At 48.0% G+C, this 24,853-nt stretch carries 24 protein-coding genes; 21 read left to right on the top strand and 3 right to left on the bottom strand.

Annotation, left to right across the window (positions count from 1 at the left end):
* The first annotated feature begins 194 nt into the window (after positions 1–194).
* From BIZ37_RS19945 to BIZ37_RS19915, 7 genes are all read left to right on the top strand, one after another.
* A complete protein-coding gene (locus BIZ37_RS19945; protein WP_187462982.1) occupies positions 195–1,025 on the top strand; it encodes a YadA C-terminal domain-containing protein in 831 nt (276 codons plus the stop codon).
* Between the two features lie 506 nt (positions 1,026–1,531).
* Positions 1,532–1,987 (top strand): MarR family winged helix-turn-helix transcriptional regulator, encoded by a 456-nt coding sequence (locus BIZ37_RS19940; RefSeq protein WP_187462981.1) that lies wholly within the window; start codon positions 1,532–1,534, stop codon positions 1,985–1,987.
* A gap of 256 nt (positions 1,988–2,243) precedes the next feature.
* A complete protein-coding gene (locus BIZ37_RS19935) occupies positions 2,244–2,456 on the top strand; it encodes a hypothetical protein (protein ID WP_187462980.1) in 213 nt (70 codons plus the stop codon).
* A 115-nt stretch (positions 2,457–2,571) separates the two neighbouring features.
* Positions 2,572–3,336, top strand: a complete 765-nt coding sequence (locus tag BIZ37_RS19930; protein ID WP_222939752.1) for a hypothetical protein — start codon at positions 2,572–2,574, stop codon at positions 3,334–3,336.
* A 16-nt stretch (positions 3,337–3,352) separates the two neighbouring features.
* Positions 3,353–4,633, top strand: a complete 1,281-nt coding sequence (locus tag BIZ37_RS19925; RefSeq protein ID WP_187462979.1) for a serine hydrolase — start codon at positions 3,353–3,355, stop codon at positions 4,631–4,633.
* Positions 4,634–4,806: 173 nt separating this feature from the next.
* On the top strand, positions 4,807–5,919 hold the full coding sequence (locus BIZ37_RS19920; RefSeq protein WP_187462978.1) for an NADH:flavin oxidoreductase: 1,113 nt from the start codon (positions 4,807–4,809) through the stop codon (positions 5,917–5,919).
* Positions 5,920–6,136: 217 nt separating this feature from the next.
* Entirely contained in the window at positions 6,137–6,694 is a 558-nt protein-coding gene (locus tag BIZ37_RS19915; protein WP_187462977.1) for a DUF1439 domain-containing protein, read from the top strand.
* Positions 6,695–7,230: 536 nt separating this feature from the next.
* Here the strand turns inward: BIZ37_RS19915 and BIZ37_RS19910 are convergent.
* The 3 genes from BIZ37_RS19910 to BIZ37_RS19900 form a co-directional block, all read right to left on the bottom strand.
* Positions 7,231–7,431, bottom strand: coding sequence for a hypothetical protein (locus tag BIZ37_RS19910; RefSeq protein ID WP_187462976.1), 201 nt, complete (start codon positions 7,429–7,431; stop codon positions 7,231–7,233).
* Positions 7,406–7,624: a hypothetical protein gene (locus tag BIZ37_RS19905; RefSeq protein WP_187462975.1), complete on the bottom strand. Its 219-nt coding sequence runs from the start codon at positions 7,622–7,624 to the stop codon at positions 7,406–7,408. The genes BIZ37_RS19910 and BIZ37_RS19905 overlap by 26 nt, the downstream gene beginning before the upstream one ends.
* Before the next feature lie 118 nt (positions 7,625–7,742).
* Positions 7,743–8,351, bottom strand: a complete 609-nt coding sequence (locus BIZ37_RS19900; RefSeq protein WP_187462974.1) for a hypothetical protein — start codon at positions 8,349–8,351, stop codon at positions 7,743–7,745.
* Between the two features lie 183 nt (positions 8,352–8,534).
* Here BIZ37_RS19900 and BIZ37_RS19895 point away from each other — a divergent pair, with 183 nt between their 5' ends.
* From BIZ37_RS19895 to BIZ37_RS19830, 14 genes are all read left to right on the top strand, one after another.
* Entirely contained in the window at positions 8,535–9,812 is a 1,278-nt protein-coding gene (locus BIZ37_RS19895) for an extracellular solute-binding protein (RefSeq protein WP_222939751.1), read from the top strand.
* A gap of 47 nt (positions 9,813–9,859) precedes the next feature.
* Positions 9,860–10,930: a carbohydrate ABC transporter permease gene (locus tag BIZ37_RS19890; RefSeq protein ID WP_187462973.1), complete on the top strand. Its 1,071-nt coding sequence runs from the start codon at positions 9,860–9,862 to the stop codon at positions 10,928–10,930.
* 2 nt (positions 10,931–10,932) lie between these two features.
* Complete coding sequence (locus BIZ37_RS19885) at positions 10,933–11,823, top strand: carbohydrate ABC transporter permease (protein WP_187462972.1); 891 nt, start codon at positions 10,933–10,935, stop codon at positions 11,821–11,823.
* Between the two features lie 149 nt (positions 11,824–11,972).
* Complete coding sequence (locus BIZ37_RS30620; RefSeq protein ID WP_187462971.1) at positions 11,973–12,446, top strand: type II secretion system protein; 474 nt, start codon at positions 11,973–11,975, stop codon at positions 12,444–12,446.
* A 523-nt stretch (positions 12,447–12,969) separates the two neighbouring features.
* Positions 12,970–13,599, top strand: coding sequence for a CatB-related O-acetyltransferase (locus BIZ37_RS19875; RefSeq protein WP_187462983.1), 630 nt, complete (start codon positions 12,970–12,972; stop codon positions 13,597–13,599).
* Between the two features lie 286 nt (positions 13,600–13,885).
* Positions 13,886–14,857, top strand: a complete 972-nt coding sequence (locus BIZ37_RS19870; protein ID WP_107300496.1) for a LacI family DNA-binding transcriptional regulator — start codon at positions 13,886–13,888, stop codon at positions 14,855–14,857.
* Positions 14,858–15,045: 188 nt separating this feature from the next.
* Positions 15,046–16,281 carry an extracellular solute-binding protein gene (locus BIZ37_RS19865; protein WP_187462970.1) on the top strand — a complete coding sequence of 412 codons (1,236 nt, stop codon included), beginning with the start codon at positions 15,046–15,048 and terminating at the stop codon, positions 16,279–16,281.
* A 12-nt stretch (positions 16,282–16,293) separates the two neighbouring features.
* Positions 16,294–17,388 (top strand): carbohydrate ABC transporter permease, encoded by a 1,095-nt coding sequence (locus BIZ37_RS19860; protein WP_187462969.1) that lies wholly within the window; start codon positions 16,294–16,296, stop codon positions 17,386–17,388.
* Positions 17,381–18,793, top strand: coding sequence for a carbohydrate ABC transporter permease (locus BIZ37_RS19855; protein ID WP_187462968.1), 1,413 nt, complete (start codon positions 17,381–17,383; stop codon positions 18,791–18,793). The genes BIZ37_RS19860 and BIZ37_RS19855 overlap by 8 nt, the downstream gene beginning before the upstream one ends.
* A 15-nt stretch (positions 18,794–18,808) precedes the next feature.
* The gene (locus BIZ37_RS19850; RefSeq protein ID WP_187462967.1) at positions 18,809–21,151 is read left to right on the top strand and encodes a glycoside hydrolase family 65 protein; all 2,343 of its coding nucleotides are present in this window, start codon (positions 18,809–18,811) and stop codon (positions 21,149–21,151) included.
* The gene (gene pgmB / locus BIZ37_RS19845; RefSeq protein WP_187462966.1) at positions 21,144–21,779 is read left to right on the top strand and encodes a beta-phosphoglucomutase; all 636 of its coding nucleotides are present in this window, start codon (positions 21,144–21,146) and stop codon (positions 21,777–21,779) included. Before BIZ37_RS19850 ends, pgmB begins: the two co-directional genes overlap by 8 nt.
* A 25-nt stretch (positions 21,780–21,804) precedes the next feature.
* Positions 21,805–22,938: an ABC transporter ATP-binding protein gene (locus BIZ37_RS19840; protein WP_187462965.1), complete on the top strand. Its 1,134-nt coding sequence runs from the start codon at positions 21,805–21,807 to the stop codon at positions 22,936–22,938.
* Between the two features lie 231 nt (positions 22,939–23,169).
* Positions 23,170–24,153 carry an OmpG porin family protein gene (locus BIZ37_RS19835; RefSeq protein WP_187462964.1) on the top strand — a complete coding sequence of 328 codons (984 nt, stop codon included), beginning with the start codon at positions 23,170–23,172 and terminating at the stop codon, positions 24,151–24,153.
* A gap of 254 nt (positions 24,154–24,407) precedes the next feature.
* Positions 24,408–24,623, top strand: coding sequence for a hypothetical protein (locus tag BIZ37_RS19830; RefSeq protein ID WP_187462963.1), 216 nt, complete (start codon positions 24,408–24,410; stop codon positions 24,621–24,623).
* Positions 24,624–24,853: the final 230 nt, after the last annotated feature.

Here is a 24,853-nt window from a genome sequence, read left to right as displayed (position 1 = left end):
TTCTTACATTCTTCATATTTGTATGATTTTAAATATAAAGTGTCTTGATTTAACTCTGTGTGGTTACAAGTCAGGGAAAAATACCCGCCAATAGGTTTGACATTGAAATATGAGATCTCTAATATCTCGCTCCGTCAACAAGGAGGTTTGATGTAAAACACTTTTGAAATATCTAACCTTATGTGGGAAATGAAATGAAAAAATCTCTTATCGCTTTATCTTTGGTTTCTGTTTTTGCTGCTGGCACAGCATCTGCTGCGTCTGTTGATTCTGAGTTTGCAAATGTTAATGACATATTGAATGAGTTGCATGACTCAGGGGCAACTATCAAAACTGGTGGCGAACATACGACTATTGTTGAGACTGTTGAAGGAGATAAATACTTCGTACAAAGCACAGACAATGGTTACAAAATTAATCGTCCTGGTCTAAAAGGGCGCACCGATATCAAAGTCACAGCCGACGGTAAGATCACGCATATTAATGGGGAGTTCCAGGGCAAAATTAAAGATGATGAGCTCCCTGAACCAGTTAAACGCCCAGAAGATATGATTAACGATAACTCGAATGCAATTTCTGACTTAGATAAAGCAGGAAGTGCGGCTTACGATGAAATCTACAAAACTGGCGGCAAAGCTGTTGAAGATATCTACAACACCGGCTCGGCTGTAGCAGCCAAGTCTGTAGCAAACGAACAGCGTATCGACTCATTGGAAACTGGCTTTAAAGACATGGCTGCTCGCCAAGACCGCTTCGAAGAAAAGCTAAACAAAATGGACAAGAAAATGGATGGAGTGATGGCTGGTACTCACGCGGTGACCAATGCCCGTCCAATGGTTGCTGGTGGTCAGACTGCCTTTGGTGTTGGTACTGGTTTCGCTGGTTCAGCACAAGCGGTAGCAGTCGGTGTTGCCCATAACTTTAAAGACTCTGCTTGGTCTCTATCTGCAACTACTAACGTTTCTACCGGTAGTGGCGTGAAGACCCAGATATCGGGTGGCGTTGGCGCACACTACGTGTTCTAAGCATTCCCACATCCTGTTTATGGCTGCTACAGGCGAAACAAGCAGCCCATTTACCAGTAACTTAGTCATGGGGTGACTCGTTACTGTTAAGTGTCTCCACACTTGCCAGTTGATGCCTGGTAAAAAGCATCACACCAAGTTCGCTAGGCTTGGTGGATGGTTATAGAAAAGTAGCCGGTCCCTAGCCACCGGCTTAAAGCTCAAGGCTAGGGCACTTAATTAATGCATGGTGGCGAGATACCCTTACTTCATTAGATAAGTGTTGTCCCTATGCGACGCTGAACGGGCGGGGCCCCGTATAAACAGCCTCCTGGCCGAGCAATCTGCCAACTGCAACTCACCCGCTGGTATATCGGGCAATATATACCGAATGTTCATGTTATGTATTGTGTTGATACTACTTTTCTAGGTATGTCTTTGACTGTTCGGCCACTCTATTATTAAGAGTGGCTTTTTTTTTAATCGAACTATATGATTCATCGCGTATAGTGATTAAGGGTTAAATCATGACAAAAGACATCAAGGCACACGAGACTACAAGCGGCCTGGCGTGGGTTGCAACAAGACTTCTGAATAATAAGATTCAACTTGCAATCTCTGAGCGTTATAGCGAAATCAACGTTGAGCAGTTAACCATGCTGATGGAGTTGGCATACGAAGATGGGATCAGGCCAACCACTTTGGCTAAGCGTATGACACGCAGCAAAGGGACTATCTCTAGCCTTATTCGTCATGCGACCAAAAATGGCTATATTGCTTCAGCGCCGGATCCAGCAAACAAAAATGCCAAGCGTATTCACTTGACGATCAAAGGCAAGGAAGTTCACGATGAGTTGATGCCGATTCTGATGGATATATTAATTGGTTCTACCGAAGGTATTGATCCTGCCGATCTGGAAGCCACTCAGCGAGTGATGACGAAAATCATCAAAACCGAGTATCCCGAGTACTTCGAATATTAATAAGAGGGTCGCCATTTGGGCGGCCTTTTTCGCCCTTTTCACTGCTTTTGCCACGCCCTCTTTGTGTTGCCCGCCTTATCCAACATATTGTTTTCTGCCGATTACGGCTCTTGTTATGAGCCTAGAGTCAATGATCTCGAGTTTGGTGTTATCTAATAGTTTCCATTAGGCCTTATTGAACGATTGGTTTGTTGATATGATTACCACCAATATGTTTGATGTTGAATTTTAATGATGCACACTTTGAGGAGTACCTATGGCTCATTTATCAATGCCAGCCTTAATTGCCATGTTTTTCGCTGCCTGTATGACAACGGATTCACTTTCCGTAATGCCTTTTAACGAACTGGAATGCATACAGAAAATAGTGAAAATACCTTGTGATAGACAGCCTATAGACGCGTACCTTGATGAAGCGAACGTAGAGGCGGTTTTGGTAGAGGAACGCAATGATGATTCAAATGGTTAGCGGGGAAGACTGTATGCATCCTGAATAATGGTTCGACATTAACTCTTTTTTGTTGATAAGGTTTGATGTTGAATCTATTATCTCCGCAACGATATGAGTTACGGAAATAGAAGAGATGTTCAAACAATCAAAATTCGCTGCAGTGATGACAATGACTGCTTTAGGGGCTGCCTCCATGCTGGCTCCGGTACAAGCAGCCGAGCAAGACCCTAATCCAGCCGATCTGACCCAAACCAATACCTTTGTTTGGTTGAGCGCCGACAGCAAAGGCAACAGCAAAGTGAATGTGGGACTTGCCGGCCAATACAGTGAGGGGAACACCTTCCTTGGCCTTATTGAGCACGGTGTGAAGTTCCAAAACAACTTCAAGGGAACGGACGGAGAAAACTCTCGTCTGCGCTACTTCCAGGTGCTGGATACTGGTTCTAGCCTGGCACCTAAAGCCGGTGCCAGTGTCGATTACATGAAGGGGTGGAAGCATAAAGGTGTGGAGAGTGACATTGTGGCACTGGGCGGTATTGCCAAAGTGAATACCCCGATGGAAGCGTTAACCATCTACCCGAACCTGGCCTATGTCACCGGCGAAATAAAGGCTGGTGGGGCAAAGAAAAGCGTGAGCGGTTATCAGGCTAATCTGTTTGCTTCTCTGGCGCTGAGTGAGAGTGGCAACTATGCCATCTTCCAACCGCAGTGGATGGATACCAATGTCGGTTCGAAGTTTGAAATGAAAACTGGTTTCGGTGCTCCGGTAACAGACAGCGGCAAGCTGTGGATGAATGTTGACCATGTTTATACCCATGTTGACTTGAAAGGCGAAAAAGGCGGCATGGGCCGAGACAACGACAACAAATTTGAAGTCGGTATTTCTTACTATTTCTGATATTGAAGGGGTTCTTATGAAAAAGACACTACTGGCTCTAATGGTTGCTGCGACAACATTCCATGCGGCAGCACTGGAAGTTCACGGTCCCGACAAGGCATTTGTCGAGCAGACATCGGCTCTAGGCATTGACCAAAGTAACTGGGACAGTGGCAAAAGTGCGAAGCTAACATTTAAGCACGCTTACAGGTTTACCCATCATATTGATATGGAGAAAGGCACATTCGCTCACGACTTGGGTAAAGCGCAAGGCTTTGACTTGAAGTCGGTGACGGCCAGCGATCTGGATGGCGAGTTTGACTTGGAAACCATCATTCGCGACCGCCTTAACATTGAATCATTGGTTCTGGTGAAAAATGGCCAGTTAGTGGATGAGTACTACTGGTCTGGCATGAATAAAGACCAAACACACTTGCAGATGAGCGTCACCAAGTCTTTCACCGCCCTTACCTTACAGACTTTGGTGCAAGATGGCCTGGTGGATATGAGCAAGCCGATTGCGGATTACTTACCCGAGCTAAAGGCATCTGCCGGTTTCCGTGAGGCAACGGTTCAGGAAGTCGCCGATATGCGCTCTGGCATCAAGATTGAGTTCTCGCCGGGCAAAATCTGGGATGACCGCATGACCAATGTGCAGGAGTGGAACGGCAACAACAACTACCCGGAACTGAGCAGTATTCTGGATTTTGGTAAAACACTTGGCCAACGCTCTGATGTGGCGACCGGTCAGGCATTTGACTACCAGTGTGCCAATACCGAAATGCTAGGGATGTTGATTGAGCGAGTGACGGGTAAGCGTGTGGCTGAAGTGATGGAAGAGAAGCTTTGGAAACGTGTGGGCTTTGAAAATAACGCTCACCTTCAGTCTAACCACAATGGCGAGGCTGTAGCCTCCGGCGGGTTGAATGCCACTACCCGAGATATGGCCATCATGATGGATGTGTTGGTGAACGAGGGTAACAACCGTGCCGGGGAGCGAATTATCGATAAGGAATACATCGATAACTTGATGGCAGGAAGCCCTGACGTGAAGAGTGCCTGGCAGTACGACGGTTTTGCCTCCCTTCTTGCCGATGCTTGGTACAAAGATCAGGTGCGGGTGCTTAACGTCGAAGGCCATCGTTTCATCACCTTTGTTGGTATTCATGGCCAGGTTGTGATTGGCGAACCTTCAACGGGGATTGTTATCGCGATGAATGGTGCACAGGACGAAATGCAGGCAGCACGAACTGTCGCTATGACTTACCTCCAAGTTGCTCCTGCGTTGCTTGATGCCATGCAAGCCCAAGTCCAATAAGGAAGCTGTTAGTTACAATAAGCCACCGATTGCGGTGGCTTAATTGTGCATGGCGCTTATTCGCCCGCAGTCAGTGGCATTTACTTAATCTAGATTAAGTTTTGGCTAGGGGAATGTCGGTATTATCGCCCACCACTTTGGGTATACCACACGATATTTGTAGAGGATTGGACTTGAGCACTTTGTTTACTGAAACCCGTATTGGCAGCATGACATTAAAGAACCGCTTCATGCGCAGTGCAACATGGGAGAATATGGCGACAGAAGATGGCCATATGACAGATAAGCTATACGCTATCTATGAAGAGCTTGCGCAAGGTGAAGTTGGTCTGATCGTAACGGGTTATGCAAACATTGTTGAAGAAGAAAAGCCCAATGCCGGTATGATGGGGATCTACAATGATTCCTTTATCGAAGAATATAAAAAACTGACTGAGCTTGTGCATCGCAGCGACGCCAAAATTGTCATGCAACTGGCTTATGGCGGAACTAAAACCACGTTTAACCTCGGTGAAAGGGTCATTTTTGCGCCAAGTGAAGTGCCGGAAAAAGGCACCCAAACTCTGGGCAAGGCGATGACCAAAGACGAAATTGATTACATCGTCAACGCATTTGCCGAGGCCAGCTTGCGGGCACAGCAATCAGGTTTTGACGGCGTTGAGATTCATGCTGCCCATACTTACCTGATCAATCAGTTTCTGAGCCCTTACTACAATCGACGTGAAGATGAGTACGGCGGAAGTTTGGAAAACCGCATGCGCTTTTTGATGGAGATCTACGCTGCAACCAGAAAGTTGGTCGGTAATGACTTTCCAATTTTGGTGAAGTTGACGGCGACAGAGTTTTTCGACGGCGGTGTGAGCTTTGATGAGACCCGCCTCGTGTGCCAAAAGCTCGAAGAGATCGGGGTTGATGCCATCATCATCTCGGGCAATATCCATGGTAAGGCAAACACCATGGTTGGCCAGTCATTCGATGGCTATACCATTCAAGAAGAAGGTTACTTCCACGAATATGGCCATGTTATCAGCCAGGAAGTTAACGTGCCTGTTATTACCGTTGGTGGCCTGACGGATATTGCTGCGATAGAGAAAATTGCCGAGAGCACAGGTATTCAATACTTCGCACTATCACGCCCATTGCTGTCCGAACCACATTTGATTAAGCGATGGAAGGAAGGGGATAGAACGCCAGTGGAGTGTGAGCGCTGCTCGAAGTGCCGCACCAAACGCGGAAATTTCTGCGTAGTGAACAAGGAAAGAAAAACCCAGCTAGCACAAATGTAATTTGACCGGGTTTGAATCTTGTTGATTGTGAAGCCAGCAAAGTATTGCTGGCTTTTTTGATCTTGCATGTTGTCGTGGAATACTGACCTCGTCATGACTTGATGCGGGCAGGGATGGTGTATTGATGGCAATTAAACAAAGCGTCAGTGAATCGGCGTGAACCACTTTTCAATTGTGTGCTAACAATTGAAGGGTAGACAGAAAAGAGTAGTGATAGATGATAAAAACAAAAGCCAAATTACTTTCTGTGGCACTGGCTGCCGCTTTACTTGGGGGCTGTGCCAGTTACAGCATTTCAGAGCAGGATATGACCAACTACCTGCAAGACTCAGTCAGTCTAGACCAATCGGTAGGGGTTGAGAACGTTATGTATGCCCAGGTCGCGGTGGACGATTTGGAAGTTAAAATTGGTCGAGCAGATGCTGATCGAGTGTCGGTGTTCGCCAGTACCAATGCCCAAGTACAGATGCTGAGCATGAAAAATGTCGGTTTGGATCTGGATGTCGAATTCAGCGCTGTCCCTGATTATGATAAAGACACTGGTGAGGTTTACCTGAAATCGCTGCGATTAGAGCGCTTTGATGAAAGCAGCAAGCAACTGACTCCTGAAATCAAACAACTACTGAAGCCTGCGGTTTCCATGATTGGCTATGCGCTATCTAAGCAACCGGTATATAAGTTGGATAGCTCGAAGGTACAGGAAGCCCTGATTAAATCAGCTGAACCTAACTTGGTGATCAAGAACAATAAGCTGGTTATCGAGCTGTTTGATTAGCAATAAAAGACTCTTGAGGCGGTAGAGAGAGACTTACACGCCTCAAGAGTACTAACTGTTAACTAATTCCTCAGTACTAAGGATGGGGAAAGAAAACGTTGACTCTTCCTACCATGAAAGCGCCCATCCTTATAGGGAATTAATTCACTAAAACATAACCATTTGTGTCCCGCACGCTTCGGCTATCATCGCAATCCATACTGGCACCTTCAGCCTGGCATTTCTGTGTGGTTGGTAAATCAAGCTGCACGCTGTTTCTAGACTTAATGTGAGTCGCAATCGCTGAACCAGCCAAGATAACAGAGATCGCCAAGAGTGGTTTAACAAAGCGCTGTGAAAATACCATTTGTTCATTTTCCTTGTTTTTTTTAAATCTTAAAATTTACTTTAGCTATATTATAAGACAAATTGATTAAGGCTATTGAGTGTGATCAATTTTCCTTATGCTTTGTGTTGAACTGCTCTGTGGTGTTTATCTTGGGTAATTGAAGATAGAAAGGTGGTTTTTGATTTTAAATCAGTGTAATTAAAGCTAATTACTGTGTCTGATGGCGATCGAACGTTTGTGTTTCCCTTGCCACTTCTATCCAGGCCGATTTGGCATCCTGAGTTAACATGTCCCACGTGATGAACTGATCGTTGAATGTTGAGAATTGGATATTGGCCCAATAGGTACTAAATAGTTTCTTTGCCAAAGTCAGTAGGTTGGCATCATACATTGTTGAATTTTTCATCATCTTTGACTTCTCTATCGACCAGCATACGAAGAGTAAATCGGGCTATGTCGAGTTCTTGGTTGATACTGATTATCTTGGAGTGGATACATTCGTACTGCTTTCGTACTGTACGATATCGCTTATTGAGCATTAATAGGGCACAGAGAGTTACGGTATTAGTCAGCATCATGATGCCAATCATTAGTCCCAGCATGTTGTCTCCTTGCAGAGTTATCTTAGTTGGTACAAATTTGTCAGGAAGAGGGCATCCATGCCTGTTTTCTTTGTAAATTTACGTTATTTTGTTTGCTGTTAAACCTTCAGGCTGGTTGCTATTTATCGAGCAATGCCTTCACGGTGGAAGTAATATCATCTTCACTCTTGTGGGCTTGGAATAGCACCACATACTTGCTGTTGATGATTAGTGAAGGAACGGCGTTGACTTCATAGGCCGCACTGATGTGCTTAGCTCTATCCACCTCAGCCTTTATTGCTCTGATGTTTCTTTCTGCCGCTTTTCCGTCATCTCCTGTTGTATAGCGTTTGATTGTCTTCATGGCATCATTGAGTCTGACTTCAGCACTACTGCCACTTTGTACCGCATCGAATAAATCCGCTGTTAAAGCATCGAGTTTGCCCGGCGCGACCATTAACCTTCCCGTATAGTAAAGAGACGCTTGCATTTCAGTTGGCCGGTTGTAGACGACATGGACTTTGTCTATCGGTTGCTCGATACGCTGAGCGAGCCTGGCAAAGATCTGCTCTAGTGAATGGCAGGCATGGCAGCCGAGCGCAAAAATTTCTGTGACTGGTGCGAGTTTTATATCATCAGGGGCCTCTAGCGTTTCGTAGTGGATTCCCTCTATCGGTTTGTTTGCGGCATTGACCTGGGCAGCCAGCAGCATCCAGAACACCATGGTTATTAGGCTATGTGTTTTCAAGTTTGTACCCCTCCTATCTCGAGCTGCTGATTATACACATTTAGGTTTGATGTAGAACCTAAATATTTTATGGTGTTTTTTTGTTCTCAGCTAAGTGATGAGTTTCGGGAGAGAGGTGTGTTAATCTGCAGCAAATTTTCCTAAGATCAGACATTATGGTTTTATGGCTGTGCGACTGTGAAAATGGGGGAACCGATCGCTACTAAAAGCATCATGGCAATCTGTGCAGTGTTGGGGATGGCTTTTTCCGTCAAAGCGTCTGAGAAACCAACGGAAATAACGCTTTGGCGCCATCAGACCGGCACTAATGAGATGCAGGCAAGCGCTGCCCAAGTGGCTCGCTTTAATCAGTCTCAGCAACAATGGAGAGTCGTGGTTGAGTCACTGCCTCAGGCGTCATATACCGAATCAATCACCGCTGCAGCCTTAGCCCGCCAGCTGCCCTGTATTTTGGGTGTCGACCAACCGACCGTGCCGAATTTTGCTTGGTCGGGCTTTTTGCGGCCATTATTCCCTTTGCTGGCTCCCGCTACGTATCAAGGGCTCAGTGTCGGCGGGCGAGGGGTGTATCAAAACCAGCTGTATTCCGTTGGGCCTTTTGATGTTGCGCTTACGCTCTTTACTCGCTATTCCATCTTGGAGCGTTATCAAATTCGAGTACCTACCTTGTCTTCACCTTGGACCAAGGAAGAGTTCGATACCGCCTTGCAGAAATTGAAAGCGTCAGGGGAGTTTGCCTATCCATTCGATATCAATGCGGGATGGGGCGATGAGTGGCCGAGTTATGGCTGGGCGCCATTTATGCAGAGCTTCGGCGCAGATCTGATTGATCGCTCAAACTATATTGAAGCTGAAGGTATATTGAACTCACCAGAAGCGGTGGCGTTTGCCGAGTGGCTTTCTCAACTCGTTGAGTTTGGGCTGATTGACCGCCGCCCAGCTGACAGCCAAGGGTTTATTAATGGCCGTACGGCGATTCACTATACCGGCAGTTGGTCCGTCAGCCAGTATCAACAGGCGTTTGGTGATGATCTGGCTATTTTACCCGTGCCGGATATGGGGCATGGACCGGTAATTGGTGGCGGCTCTTGGCAATGGGCAATAACGACTAGCTGTAAGGACCCTGATGGAGCGGCAGCTTTTATTGATTTCGTGATGCAACCTGAAGAAATTGCGCTGTTTTCAAAGCGTACGGGTTTTATACCGACAAAGTCCTCTGCCGCCGAGTTGACCGCGAGCTACAACATAGAGGGTCGATGGCGAATATTTTATGAGTTTACTAAGCGATATACGGTAAATAGACCGGCAACACCCGCTTACGCCATTATTTCAGCCTCTTTTGCCAAAGCAATGCGCGATACTTTAGATGGCGGTGAGCCGCAGGAAGAGTTGGATATAGCGGTCGATAATATTGAACGCAGTATTTACAACAACCGTGGTTTTGGCTTTTCGCTGCCTTAGGAATAATGACGGATTTGGAAGACTAGTTAGACATGTTGCTCAAAGGAATGACATTAGATAAAAGACAGAGAGCTTGGGGCTGGATGATGGGGGGACCGGCGTTTTTCGGCCTGGCTTTTTTTGTCATCTTGCCGTTTATTATGGCAATTGCCATGACCTTTACCAACCAGCGCCTGCTGTCTCCCTATCCGACCGAGTTTGTCGGCATGCAAAACTATGAGCGGCTACTGGGGATCAATTACGTTGTCCTTCCACCCTTGGAAGATAAGGCTGGCGAGCTGATTTTGGATGAGGATGACGAGCCAATATACCCCCGGCTACGGACGGTGCTGAGAGCCGATTATCCCAAACTGCGTTACTACTATGAGCTTGCCAGTATTAAAGTCTGGGATGACAAAGAATTTGTGTTGCTGGCACGCGACCCCGTTTTTTGGCGCTCGTTATGGAATACCCTGAGTTTCGTTTTACTGGTGGTACCGCTGCAAGGGTGTGTAGCCCTCGGGCTGGCGCTGCTGGTGAACCAAGGGCTCAAGGGGACACTTTTTTTCCGGACGGTATTTTTTGCCCCGGTCGTCACCTCCATGGTGGTGGTATCGATTGTTTGGACCTTCCTCTACCATAAGGACTTGGGCGCAATAAATGTCTATTTGCACTGGTTTTCGCTAGGGTTTTTGGGCCCTGTAGACTGGCTGGGTGATAAAGCCTGGGCAATGCCCTCTATTGTCATTATGTCGGCATGGCAGGGGGCCGGTGTACAGATGCTGATTTTCCTTGCCGGCTTGCAATCTATCCCTAAAGAGCTTTATGAAGCGGCCAGTATTGATGGTGCCAACCGGTGGCAGCGCTTTCGCTACATTACCTTACCGGGCCTCAAGAACACCTTGGTGTTTATTGTTATTTCAACCACCATTGCGGCATTTGGTTTGTTTACTCAGGTCGATGTGATGACCCAGGGCGGTCCGCAGGATTCAACTTCAACCGTAATGTATCACGCTATTACCCAGGGGTATCGCCAGATGGATATCGCCTACGGCGCAACCATCAGTGTGGTGTACTTTGTTGTTATCTTCATTATTGCCCTATTGCAGAAGCGCTTTTTGAGCCGGAGGCAGAAGTAATTATGGTGTCACGTTTGCACTTCAATAACCGGTACCAGCGGCTTCTGATGTACGCGCTGATGCTTTTCCTCGCTTACATCTTCGCATTTCCCCTTCTTTTTATGTTGGTGTCATCGTTCAAGCCTGAAACGCAGATTTTCAAGGATCTCTATTCGCTGCGGGCGATATTGCCAAGTGGCGAACTGTCCTTGGATAACTATCATGCGGTGTTTGAGAAAAGTAATATCGTACGGTTTTTCTATAACTCATTGTTCATTACTGGTGTCAGTGTGCTGCTGGGGTTATTGATCAACTCAATGGCGGCTTTTGCCTTGGCGAGGTTGCGCTGGAAGGGGCAGGCATGGATTTTGACGGGCATCATTGCCTTGCTGATTGTTCCTTTCGAAGCGATTGTGATCCCGCTGCTGATGTTGGTGGCAAAGCTGCCTTGGATAGAATGGCAAGATGGGCAATTTATTCTTGTCCAGTCATGGCTCAACAGTTATCACGTGCAGATTTTGCCGGGTATGGCCAATGCGTTTTCTATCTTCCTGTTCTACCAGTTTTTCAAGGATATTCCGAAGGATTTCGATGAGGCCGCAGCAGTAGATGGTGCGACGCCGCTGCAGATTTACTGGTGGATCATTGTCCCCATTTCTAAGCCAGTATTTGCGACGGTCGCTATTTTGCAGTTTCTGACTAATTGGAACCAATACCTTTGGCCAATAATGGTTGTTCAGAGTGAAGACGTCAGGCCGGTGATGGTGGGCATTCAGCAGTTCTTCGGGGTGAACACCTCGTGGGGCGAGGTTATGGCCTACGCTACCTTGATCACGCTTCCGGTACTGGCGGTGTTTCTGTTCTTCCAACGCCGGTTTGTTCAGTCGATGGCGGGGGCAGGGATCAAAGGTTAGTCGCTTATAGCATGGCTAGATGACGTTAGCTGGGTAAACAGTTATTTGCTGAATGTTTTACATCAAACCATATAAACGCTTAATTAGACGGTTTTTTGACACTTGGTATCATTCCTTGCAGGAATATTGACGTGCGAGTGCAAGGAAAAATGGAAAGCAGTAAAGGTTTTACCCTCATCGAGTTAGTGGTTGTTATTGTGATTCTAGGGATATTGTCTGTAACGGCTGCACCGCGTTTCCTGAACCTGCAGTCTGATGCGCGTATCGCAACGTTGCAAGGGGCGAAAGGGGCAGTAGAGGGTGCCAATGGCATCGTGTACGGCAAGGCGGCTATTGAGGGGCTGGAAGGTATTGGTGGTGAGGCTGGTTCTGGCGAACTTGAGCTCGGAGATGGGAAAACAGTTAAGCTTCAGTTTGGCAATATTGAAATGGATAAAAAAAACCTGTTAACCGCGATGAACACAGACTTGGTTGTCGAGAATAATGACGATACTGGAGTTATGGGTGTCTATATCTATAACCCTCCTCAAAATGATTTATTCATTCAAAATGCTTGTTATTTAGAAGTTAGAAACTTAGAAAATGGTGAGCTATCTTTCGAACTAGTAGAAGGTGGATGCTAGTTTGAAATAATGTACAAAAGGCCACTCAGTGGCCTTTTGTGATCCCAGAACAAAACTCAAAGCCTATATTTGGTGACGGGCAGCATCGACTTGGTTCAACTGGGCCAAGGTGAAATGGCGCACAAGCAACCGGTAAGGACTCTTAGCTAGTAGCCATTATAGAAAAGTGAGTTTTCAATTTATCTTCCTAGGCTAAGGTTGACGTTGATGGGCACATCGTTATGATGTGAGCCTGAATGACAGACAAATCTATTTCTACGGAGGTGCACAATATGACTAAGCTGACTAGCAAGCATTCACGCGTCTTCGTTACCAAAATTGCTTACCTCAAGCAGCCCCATATCGCTTAGTGCAGGCAGTAAATAGTACTCACTTATTTACTGCCGAAGAATGATACGAGACCAGGCCCAACCCTATGTGCACCCTAGCTTGCCGATAAATAGATAACGCAAGTAGTTTGCTGTGGCTTGCTCCGCTCTTCCGTCGGCTTTCAGTTTTCCAATTTTATGAGAACGAAACGATGATGAATAACAAGCACTGGACGAAAATGGAAATGCTTCATGAGACTGTCAACAACAAGAATATTTCCATTAAGGGCACCCATAGCTATTACAGTGATGCTTACGACAATGGTTTTGAGCGTTCAGTGGTGCGCTACCTCCATGGTGATGAGCAAACCTGTCACCGCGAACCGCGTTGGGAAATCGACAAGCTATATATAGGCGATTACGTCTGTATCGGTGCCGAAGCGGTTATTCTGCTGGGGGGCAACCATACCCACCGCGTCGATTGGTTTTCGCTCTACCCGTTTATGGACAAGATAGACGAGGCTTACCAGGCCAAGGGCGATACCCGTCTTGGTGATGGCTGTTGGATTGGTATGCGTGCGATGATCATGCCGGGGGTTAGCATTGGCGAAGGGGCGGTTGTCGCTGCCAATAGCGTGATCACCAAAGATGTCGAGCCGTATACCATTGTTGGCGGCAGTCCGGCGAAAACTCTTCGTAAACGCTTTTCTCAAGAGACGATCGAACGCTTGCTGGCTCTGAAAATCTACGATTGGCCCGAGAGCAAGTTTGAGGCCCTTAGAGAAGTGATATGCAGCGACGATATTGATGTATTGGAACTTGCCCACCGCAATTACCCAAGCTGATCAGCGGATAGCAGCCTTTAGGTGCTATCTGTAGGCTGCTATTTACTTCTGTTGTGTCGTTATTTTCATCAGTAACTTAATAAACCAAATTTAATTTTGGGGTTTCTTATATTTACGTAAAGGCGAAAGCGTGATGTAAGTACCTAAAAGTTGGTAAAAAGTTAAGTTGTTAATGTTGTTTTGTGTGATTCCGAAGCGTAAAGTGTCCAGCAGTTTGAGAAAATTGACCTTGAGTATTTACGTAAACTTTACGAAAATAGTTAAGTGATCTGTTATGGGGAAGAAAATGAACGTCATGGAACCAGTCGAAATTCCAAAAGCGACCATCAAAGAAGCGGCAGAAAGAGCTGGCGTTTCGATTGCATCGGTTAGCCGGGCTTTGAACAACAAGCCGGGGATTAGCGAAAAAACACGTAAACGCATTCTAGACATCTGCGCTGAGCTTAACTACATCCCGAATACCTCGGCAAGGGAATTGACGGCTGGGCATAGCAATACCATCGCTATTTCAATGGGCCCGCATGACTTCGTAGCCTCGCGATACCTAGGTATGCTTTGGCCTGCATTATCTTCTGCTATCCGCAAGAAGGGCCAGAACCTATTACCGGTTGAGCAAGATACCGACATCAGCCAGATCACCGGGGCAATTTTGCTCGGGGTCGAAGATAATGATGCCCGTGCCAAGTACCTGAAAGAAACTGGAGTTCCTTTTGTTTCAATAGGTTGTAGCGATGGCGTGTTTTGGGTTGCCCCTGATGATTTCAATGGTGCCCGCCAAGCAACCGAGCATTTATTGGAACGAGGACGCAAGCAAATCGCTTTTGTTACCCCGACAGTTTACGGTGGCGGTTACCAATTCCGCTACCAGGGTTATATGTCGGCAATGGCGAGCAAGGGCCTGCCGGTGAGGGAGATCCGCACAACCAGCCAGCCACTGGGGGAGATTGCCGCTTACCGCTATTTCCTTAATATGGACGAAAAACAGCTGGAGTCCTTAGATGGTTTCGTCTGTGAATGTGACGAGACGGCGATTGGTTTGATTGCGGCATTGAGGGATAGGGGCTATCAAGTCCCGCAAGACTTCTCTGTTGTCGGTTACGATGGGTTGCCTGGTGTTTCGAAAGACCTGACGACCATTGTCCAGGACCCGCACGATATTGCCGATAAGGTTTCCGAGTTGTTGGAATCGGCGATTGCCGGTGAAATGCCCCGTGGTGCCGTGATCCCTGTCACGTTAAAAGTCGGCGAAACCAGCTGATTTAGTCAAATCTATACCTTCCCCCTATAAATCAACGTAAAAGCGTGACGAAAGTCGCGCTTTTTTTATCTCTACAGCAAATTCTTCCTGCCTATTACGTTTTTGTGATCGTGTTAACGTAAGCGTTTACGTTAAGATCGTAAACTCACCTCAGATTTTACGGATTGGACGAAAAGGTGAGGACAACAATGAAGAAAAAAGCATTGGCGTTATCTCTGCTGTTAGCGGGCATGGCTTCCCACACAATGGCTGCAACTGAAGTAACGATTGCGGGTTGGGGCGGCAATGATGTCGTTGCCATGAACAAACTGGTGAATGACGTCCTGGTTGAGGACTTCAAGGCGGCAGGTATTGCTATCAAATACATGCCGGTTGAAAGTGACTTCGGGCAGTACATCATCAATGGTTTGTCTGCGGGTACAGCGCCGGATGCGTTTTACATTGATGTTTTGATGGCTCAGGCATTGGTGAACTCTGGCAAAGTTGCCGCAAACGACAAGAGCTTGGATAAGGTCTCAGAGCAAATCCTTCCTAACCTGAACCTAGCGTTCACCCTAGAAGATAAGCAGTACGGTGTTGCTAAAGATTTCAACACCTTAGCACTGCAGTTCAACAAAGACATCTTCGACGATGCAGGCGTTGACTACCCAACCAACAAAGACTCCTGGGCTGATCTGCTAACTAAGCTAAAAGCAATCAAAACAGAACTGGGTGATGAAGTCTCTGGTATCTGTGTGATGCCTGACTACGCACGTTTCGCACCATTTGCGCTATCAACCGGCTGGAAGCCATTTAATGAAAATGGCCAAACCATTCTCGATGATGATTTCCGCCGTGCATTTGAGTTCTACACTTCGCTTAAATCCGAAGGCGTAGGCATCCTGGCTTCTGATATTGGCCAGAGCTGGGGTGGCGGTTGCCTGGGTACCGAAGAGACGGCTGTTGCCATCGAAGGGAACTGGATCAGCGGCTACTTGCGCGATAAAGCGCCGAACATGCAGTACGGCTCAACGATGATGCCAATCGACAGCAAGACTGGCGATCGTGGCAACCTGCTGTTTACGGTGGCATGGGGTATCAATGGTGACGGTGCCAATGTTGAAGCGACCCGCAAAGCTGTCGATATTCTGACTAGCCAAAAAGCGCAGAACTGGGTGCTGGATTCGGGCCTTGCCCTGCCAAGCCGTGCAGACCTGTCAGAGGCAGAATACTTTGCCCAGCCTGATCAGGAAAACCAGCTAGCGAAAACCATTTTCGATGGTGCTTCAAGCGGTAATGTGATGCCATTTGCCTTCGGTCAGCATGGCTCGAACTGGATGCAACCAGTGAACGAAGCCCTAAATGCCGTATTGCTTGAGCAAATGACCGCTGATGAAGCGATCAAGATGGCTCAGGCTAAATACGACGCCATGACTGGCAAGTAAGCGAGGTTTGCAATGAATTCCCTTCGCTTACGCGAACAGGTTTACGGGTGGCTCCTCGCAGGGCCATTCGTTCTAACCCTGGTTGTTTTCTTCTTATATGCCTTGGTTCGTACCGTTTACTTTAGTTTTACGGAATACGATCTGTTTTCTGAGGCGGTCTGGGTTGGCCTGAACAACTTTGTTGCCCTGTTCAAGGATGATTTGTTCTTGTTGGCACTGGGTAACACCGTGGCTTTCTCGGTGATAGTGACGGTTATCCAGACGGTATTGGCATTGGGTTTGGCGATTTTGGTCAACTCCAAAATTCGCGGTAAGTCTTTCTTCCGTACTGCCTTTTACCTGCCGAGTATTCTGTCGAGTGCTGCCGTTACCCTGATTTTCATTTGGTTCTACCAAAAGAACGGTTACCTCAATGGCTTTTTGACTTCGGTTGCCGCCAACTCCCCGTACCTGACGTGCTTTGTAATCACTGCCGTGATTTGTCAGTTGGTACTGGTATGGCGTGACCGCATCCGTGGCTTGCCGGCAAGCTGGTTTGACCCTGCATGGGCCATCCTGTCGTGCATGATTGCTGCTGTGATCACCCTGTTTGGCTCAATGGCCGGTTTGGTTGAAGCTTCTAGCCATGTGGTGGAAGTGAACTGGCTCAACACCCGTGAAGATGTGGGTCCGATGCCGCTGACACTATGGGCGATTGTTATCCAGAACATCTACACCACGATCCCGACTTTCATGCTGCTGTTTTTAGCTGGCTTGCAAGGGATCCCAGAGGAATTGTACGAAGCAACCCGCATCGACGGTGCGAAGAAGTGGCAACAGCACTGGCACATTACGATTCCACAACTGGCACCGGTGACCTTTGTCGTTATCACCTTCGGCATCATCGGTACGCTGCAGATGTTTGACCAGGTTGCGCTGCTAGGTGCTGCTGCGCCGCTGGAGTCTCGCATTACCCTGGCTTACTACGTTTACCACAATGCTTTCCCACCGGGCGGTACACCGCAAATCGGTATGGCAAGTGCTGCATCACTGGTACTGGCGTTCATTACCCTGGTCGTGGTTTACATTCAGAAAATTTTCGGTGTGAAGGAGAAAGCAGATGTCTGATTTGGCACTGGCACAACCGGCTGAAAAACCTGCGGTTAGCATGGAGCAAATCAGTAAGTTCCACGCCCGCCGCCGCTGGGCCAAGGTTGCCTGGGTTTACGGTTCGCTGATGATGATTGCAACCGTGATGCTGGGAACGTTTGTGGTCGCTTTCATGGCGAGTCTCAAAGATGACCCGTTGGAGCAGCCGTTCAAATTCAACTTTGCCCAAGTGCAGCCTGCCAACTGGTCAGCGGCTTACCAGCTGGGTAATGACGGCAACAATGCACCTTGGTTCGGTGGTTTTGCTCCGGGTGCGGATATCACTTTCCAAGTGACTTATGCGGTCGAAGCGGGTGACGAACTCGCTATCCCAGTGATTGAGGTGCCTCGCCGCCGTCCTGGTACCGGTATGGCTGCAGCTATCACCACCGAGTTTGCGGCAGATTACGCCGTAGTCTCAGAGCCTAAGCTGATTGGCGAAGCCAGCGACGTGACTTTTGTCGAGCAACGCGGCAAGCGTGAAATCACCCGCCAGGGCAACAGCGCGACATGGGAATTCACTGTCCGCTACGAAGGTGATGGTCCGGTAGTTGATACCTTGCCGCTCAACATTACCGCCCCTCGCGGTCAGGTGTTGGTTGATAGCACCTTGTCACCGAACCGCATGGAGCGCCGTGGCCGAGTTGCCGCGTGGGACAACCTTGCACCGGGTGTGATTGGTTATGTGTTCAAAAGCTACGTAAGGGTTTACACCGAGTCCGTCAGCCTTGAAACCGGCAAGAGCCTGTTTATGAGCTGGACCATGAACTCATTCTTCATCGCCTTCGGCAAGGTACTGCTGACCCTGTTCTTTGCATGTACAGCAGGTTATGCCCTGGCGCGATTGAAGTTTACCGGTGCGCGCTTTGTGTTTGCTTTCATGCTGCTGAGCATGATGGTTCCGGGTCAGGTGACCTTCATTTCGAACTACCTGATCTACCGTGACATTGGCTTGCTCAACACCCCATGGGCTGTGATAACCGCCATTGTCGCCTCGGGGCAGGTACTGATTATGAAGCAGTTCTTCGAGAGCGTACCCAAGGAGTTGGAAGAGGCCGCGATTGTCGACGGTGCCAACCCAGCCACTATTTTGTTCCGCATTTTCATGCCATTGGCGAAGCCGGCCATCATGTCGGTCACCATCCTGGGCTTCCAGGGCGCATGGAATGATTTCTTCTGGCCGCTGGTGGTTATCAACAGCCCGACAGATGCCTACACGCTTCCTGTTGGTCTATTGAGCCTACGTAACGCTTACGGTGTTGCAGGCGACTGGAACCTGATCCTGGCCGGGGCCTTCCTGTCCACGATCCCTGTACTGATTGTTTTCATTATTTTCCAACGTTACTTCGTTGGTAACGATATTTCTTCCGCTGTTAAAGGTTAATTAGGAAATTTTACGATGTTTATGAACTACAACGCTGGTCAAGGCGAACTGAAAAACTGGATCGTTGAGGAAACCGCGTTTGACTCAGCATTCCAAGGCAAATGTGAAGTTGTTATGAGCCAAGGTAACGGCTACATGGGTGCGCGTAGTGCAACGGAAGAAAAATACGTTGGCCAGACCCGCAACCTGTTCGTTGCCGGTACGTACAACAAGTTCGATGAAGAAGAAGTGACTGAACTGCCAAACGCAGCTGACATGAGTGCGATTGAAATCTTCATCGACGGTCGCCGCTTCCACCTTGAAGCGGGCGAAGTGAGCAACTACTCACGCCGCCTGAACGTTAAAAACGGTGAGCTGACTCGTGAGTTCACATGGAAAAATACCGAAGGCAAGAGCTTCGAGATGCGCTTCCGTCGCTTCTTCTCGCAGGCCAACCTTCACCTGATGGCATTTGATGTGCAGGTTAAAGCCCTGGACAGCGATGCGAAAATTGAAATCCGATCGGGTGTTGATGCCCAGCTTTCTAACTCTGGTGCCCAGCACTTCCACGAAGGCGAAAAACGTATTTACGACAAGCGTTTCATCGAGCTTCTGCAGCACACTACTGAAAGCAAGGTCGATTTCGTCTTCCTGACGTCACACCGCTACTTCGTAAACGGCCAAGAGACTGAAATCGACCCAGGCCTACAGATGGACCGCCGTAAAGTATGGCTGAACATCCACCACGACCTGAAAGCGGGCGAAACGTTCGGTACCGAAAAAGTAGGTGTGGTACACACATCTCGCGACAAGCAGTTCGATGTTGAAGGGTACGAGCTACAGTCCCTGCGTGACCACGCGCTGACTAACCTTAAGACCAACGCTGACCGCAGCTTCGATGAGCTGCTTGAAGAAAGTGCGGCTGAGTGGGACAAGCGCTGGGCAGGCATGAACATCACTATCGGTGGTTCTGACTTTGACCAGTTGGCAATCCGTTTTGCCCAGTACCAGCTAAACATCTTTACCCCAATGCACGACTCTCGCTTCGGTATCGGCGCGAAAGGCCTGTCTGGCGAAGGCTACAAAGGCCACTCGTTCTGGGATACAGAAGTATTCATGCTGCCGTTCTTCATCTACACCATGCCAGAAGTTGCCCGCAGCCTGCTTGAGTACCGCTTCAAGACCCTAGATGGCGCGCGTAAGAAAGCGAAAGACAACGGCTACATTGGTGCTCAGTTCCCATGGGAATCAGCACTAACTGGTGAAGAAGTAACGCCTGTATGGGGTGCCGTTGACATCATCACAGGTAAATCAACCAAGATCTGGTCTGGCTTTATCGAGCAGCACATCACTTGTGACATCACTTACGCCCTATGGCAGTACTACCAGATCACTGGTGACCAGAAGTTCATGGATGACATGGGCTACGAGATCATGTTCGATACCGCGACTTTCTGGACGAGCCGTCTGGAGTGGTTGGAAGACCGCAACATGTGGGGTATTTGTAACGTCATCGGTCCTGATGAGTACAAAGAGCACATTGATAACAACGCCTTCACCAACTACATGGCGGTGGAAAACATCAAGCTGGCGATCCGCTACTACGAAGATCTTGAGCAGTCTAACCCAGAGCTACTGGCGAAACTGTCTGACAAGCTGAATTTGGTAGAAGCACGCAAGATGTGGCTTGAGCGAGTAGATAACGTTTACCTGCCACAACCTCGCCCTGAAGATAAGGTAATCCCGCAGGATGACACTTACCTACAGAAAGAAATCATTGACCTGACCAAGTACAAAGAGCAGCCATTCGTTGGTGGTCTGTTCCAGGACTACAACCTTGAGCAGGTTAACGAGATGCAGGTTTCCAAGCAGGCCGACATCATGGTGCTGTTCCTGCAGCAGGAAGACAAGTTCGACCTGGAAACCAAGCTGGCGAACTGGAACTACTACGAGCCGAAGACACTGCATGACTCATCATTGAGCCTATCTACCCATTCGGTACTGGCATCGGATGTAGGTAACGCAGAGCTTTCTTACGACCTATACCAGCAAGCTGCTGGCATTGATATCGGCCAGAACATGAAGAGTTCTGATCACGGTATCCACGCGGCGTCTATCGGCGGTATGTGGCAGTGTGTGGTATACGGCTTCGGTGGTGTTCGTATGCTAGGCGGCAAGCTTCGCATCAACCCTAACCTGCCTAAGCAGTGGGACAGCCTGAACTTCCCAATCTACTGGAAAGGTGAGCGTCTGGAAGTGACGGTTGACCAGGAAACAGTACAAATCGCCCGCCCTGAATTCACAGGTCAGGCACTAGAAATCGAAGTGGCCGGTGAGCCACGTGTTATCGAGTCAACTGAGGTAACTTTCAATGTGTAAGGCATTTATTTTCGACCTGGACGGTGTGATCACCGATACCGCAGAGCTTCACTACCAAGCTTGGCAGCGTATGGCCGACGAAGAAGGTTACTACTTCGACCGTGAAATCAATGAACAGCTGCGCGGCGTTTCTCGCCGTGCATCACTGGAAATTATCCTTAATGGCCGTGAGATCAGCGAGGAAAAAATCGCTGACCTGATGGAACGTAAGAACAACTACTACGTTGATCTGCTTAGCACTATTACCGCAGAGGATGTCCTGCCGGGTATCGAGCAGTTCCTGCTTGAGCTTAATGCGCGCGGTATCAAGGTTGCGCTGGCATCGGCAAGCAAAAATGCCCGCCCAATCCTGCATCGTCTTGGCCTGACACCATTGTTCGATGCAATTGGTGATGGCTGGTCGGTGAACCGCTCGAAGCCTGCGCCGGATGTATTTATCCACGCAGCGGGCCAGGTAGGTGTAAACGCCGATGAGTGTATCGTAGTGGAAGATGCTGAAGCCGGTGTTGATGCTGCGAAAGAAGCGGGCATGAAGGTTGTTGGCATCGGGCCGAAAGAGCGTGTTGGCCATGCGGACTGGGTCTGTTCAGACACCAGCAAGCTAGTGGTATCGCAAATTTTGGCGTAACGAGTAGGGATTCAGAGGTAAAAAAATGGCGCGTTTAGAACTTAAGAACATCAACAAAATCTATCCTGATGGTGCCCACATCATCAAGGATGCCAACCTGGTAATCGAAGATGGCGAATTTACGGTTTTCGTCGGCCCATCAGGCTGTGGTAAATCGACCATGCTGCGAATGGTGGCAGGCCTTGAGGAAATATCATCAGGCGATATGCTGATCGACGGTGACGTGGTCAACACCCTGTCACCGACAGATCGCGGTATCGGCATGGTGTTCCAATCTTACGCGCTATATCCGCACATGACAGTGTTCGAGAACATTGCCTTCGGCCTTAAATTGGCGAAGAAGCCAAAAGTGGAAATCGAACAGGCAGTGAAGAATGTGGCTGAGATGCTGGAGCTGACCAAGCTGCTTACCCAGCGTCCGAGCCAGCTTTCCGGTGGCCAGCGCCAGCGTGTGGCGATTGGCCGTGCCATTGTCCGTGACCCGAAGGTGTTCTTGCTTGATGAGCCACTGTCTAACCTGGATGCGGCGCTGCGTGTTCGTATGCGTCTGCAATTGGCGGATTACCACAAGAAACTTAAATCGACCGTGATTTACGTAACCCACGATCAGGTGGAAGCCATGACGTTGGCTGACAAAATCGTGGTACTGAAAGACGGTTTGGTTGAGCAGGTGGGTTCACCGCTGGATCTTTACTACTTCCCGAAAACCCTGTTTGTCGCAGGCTTCATCGGTTCACCGAAGATGAACCTGATCCCGGCAACACTCAAGCATGCCACAGAGGATTGCGCCACTGTTGAAGTCGGCGATTACACCTTTGAGGCCGAAGTGAATGCCGAGGCGGCAACACAAGGCGCTTTGATGACATTGGGTATCCGTCCGGAAGATATTCACCTGGCTGAGAGCGGGGTTGGTGTTCGCGTTGAGGGTATGGAACGCCTTGGCACCGAGTCTCTGCTTTACACCACACTGCTGCGCGGTGGGCAGGAGGTTCTGGTACGTGTACCGGGCACCGTGCATGTAGAAGTGGGCCAGCACCTGAATATCCATATTCCCGCGGAAAAATGCCATTTGTTTGACAGCAAGGGCAAGGCATTTACCCGCAGCTTTACGCTGGACGATTTAATTACCTTACCACCACAAGTTCGCCAGGCCAGCTAATTAGGTTCTGACGAAGAGCGTCTGAAAGTCAAAATAAAAAGCCCGCTTGGCGGCGGGCTTAATATCCAACGTCTGAGTTAACTCATTGACGTTTAAGTATTCCTCAACCTGTTGGCGCAGGTTGAAAAAATTGTCCTGACAGCATGCGAGTCTGTTTGCAGGACAACAATACTCTGCCCGTTGGCGCGGGCAAAACATCTACTGTACGCAAAATTATAATAGGGAAATATTATGAATAAAACAGTCGTGGCAATGAGCTTGGCACTCATTTTCTCTGGACAAGCCTTAGCGGAAACTGAACAGGAAGCAGAAAACCAATCAACGCTAGTCCGTCTGGAGAACGAGGCTTCTAAAGCAGAGCTGCTGACGGCGACTAACGCACCGGCGAAAGAAGAGGGTCGCCTCCATGGTACGTTAGGCACCAACATTGAAGTAGAACGAGTGATCCGCGATGACGGTGTAAACGAAGGTAAACTGAAATATACCTTGGCACAGGGTAGCTTCCGTCATGATGACCTTCCTGGCTGGGACTTTGGTTTCTACTCTGCACGCGAAGAGCTGTTCAACGGTAACTTGAAACACGCTGATTATGACCGTGGTGTTAACTCAATCCAGGAAATCTGGGCAAACCGCAGTTACGGTCAAGCATGGGGTAGCGTTGGCTGGGGGGTTAAACTAGCCGGTGAATCCATCGATAAGCGTACTACGCCAGAAGTTAAAGTGTTCGGTAACTACAACATTACTGATCGCCTAGATATTCATGGTTATGCGATGTACCACGTAGAATATAACCGTGGTAGCAGTGAGTTCCCATACTGGGAAATCGAACCGGGTTTTGGCTATAAAATTGCCGACAACATGGGTGCATGGCTGAATTTCCGTTACCAGGAAGGTACACTCAAACCAAAATCAGGTGATAACTTTGTTGAAACAGAGACCATCATCAAGCCGGGTATTTGGTACAGCTGGGGCGACCTAAGTGCCTCACTCTGGGGTGAGTTCGGTAAATTCGAAAAAGAAAATGACCAGACAGGTGCCCATGAGTGGTCGGAAGACTACTGGAAGCTAGGTATTTCAGCTAACTATGCACTAAACAGCAGCTGGCGTGTCTTTGGTGAAGTGAGCTATAAAGACATCAAGTTCGAAGATAGCAGTAATTCAGAGTTCGATGGTTACATCCCGCTATTTATTGCCGGTATTAACTACAGCTTCTAATTTTCCTTCGTTTACTATCGATGTATCCAGGCCGTTTTCGCGGCCTGGAATAACAAAATCAATAAATATAATAAGTTACTATTAAATTTATTAAGAAAACAATAATAAGCTATGTATATTGGACGTAAATTGAACCTTACCGCAAGCTGAACTTTACGCGAATATGCATGGATTTACGTATATCACACATCTTTTTATTCGCTACACTCATTGTGTAGGCAATAATGCCGCTATATACGGATGTGAGGTATAGGATGAAAAAACTATTATTGGCGTTAGTTTTGGTGGTACCAGCATTTGGGGTTTTGGCTTCATCATCAAGCTCTCCTTCAAGCTCATCTTCAAATAATGGCAGCCTTTCCGGTAGGCATTCAGAGTCTTATCAAGTTTGCTATATCGATGGCAAAGCTATCATGCTTCAACAAAACATGTGTTATGCCAAAGGCGGCAGTCTAGTCAAACCTAAATAATTATGTTTAATTTGTCTCTTTAGGCTCTTTTAATACAAGAATCCTATTAATTTAAGCAGGCTTTTTATTTTATATAAAAAGTCTGTTTGGCTATTATTTTAATTGTAATGTAAGACACTTCTTCATAGCATTATTGCCTATTGCCTATTGCCTATTGCCTATTGCCTATTGCCTATTGCCTATTGCCTATTGCCTATTGCCTATTGCCTATTGCCTATTGCCTATTGCCT

This window comes from Photobacterium sp. BZF1, from assembly GCF_014349205.1.
Lineage (GTDB): Bacteria > Pseudomonadota > Gammaproteobacteria > Enterobacterales > Vibrionaceae > Photobacterium.
Note: the sequence above shows the minus strand (reverse complement) of the source record. Positions and strands in the feature narration are given on the sequence as shown.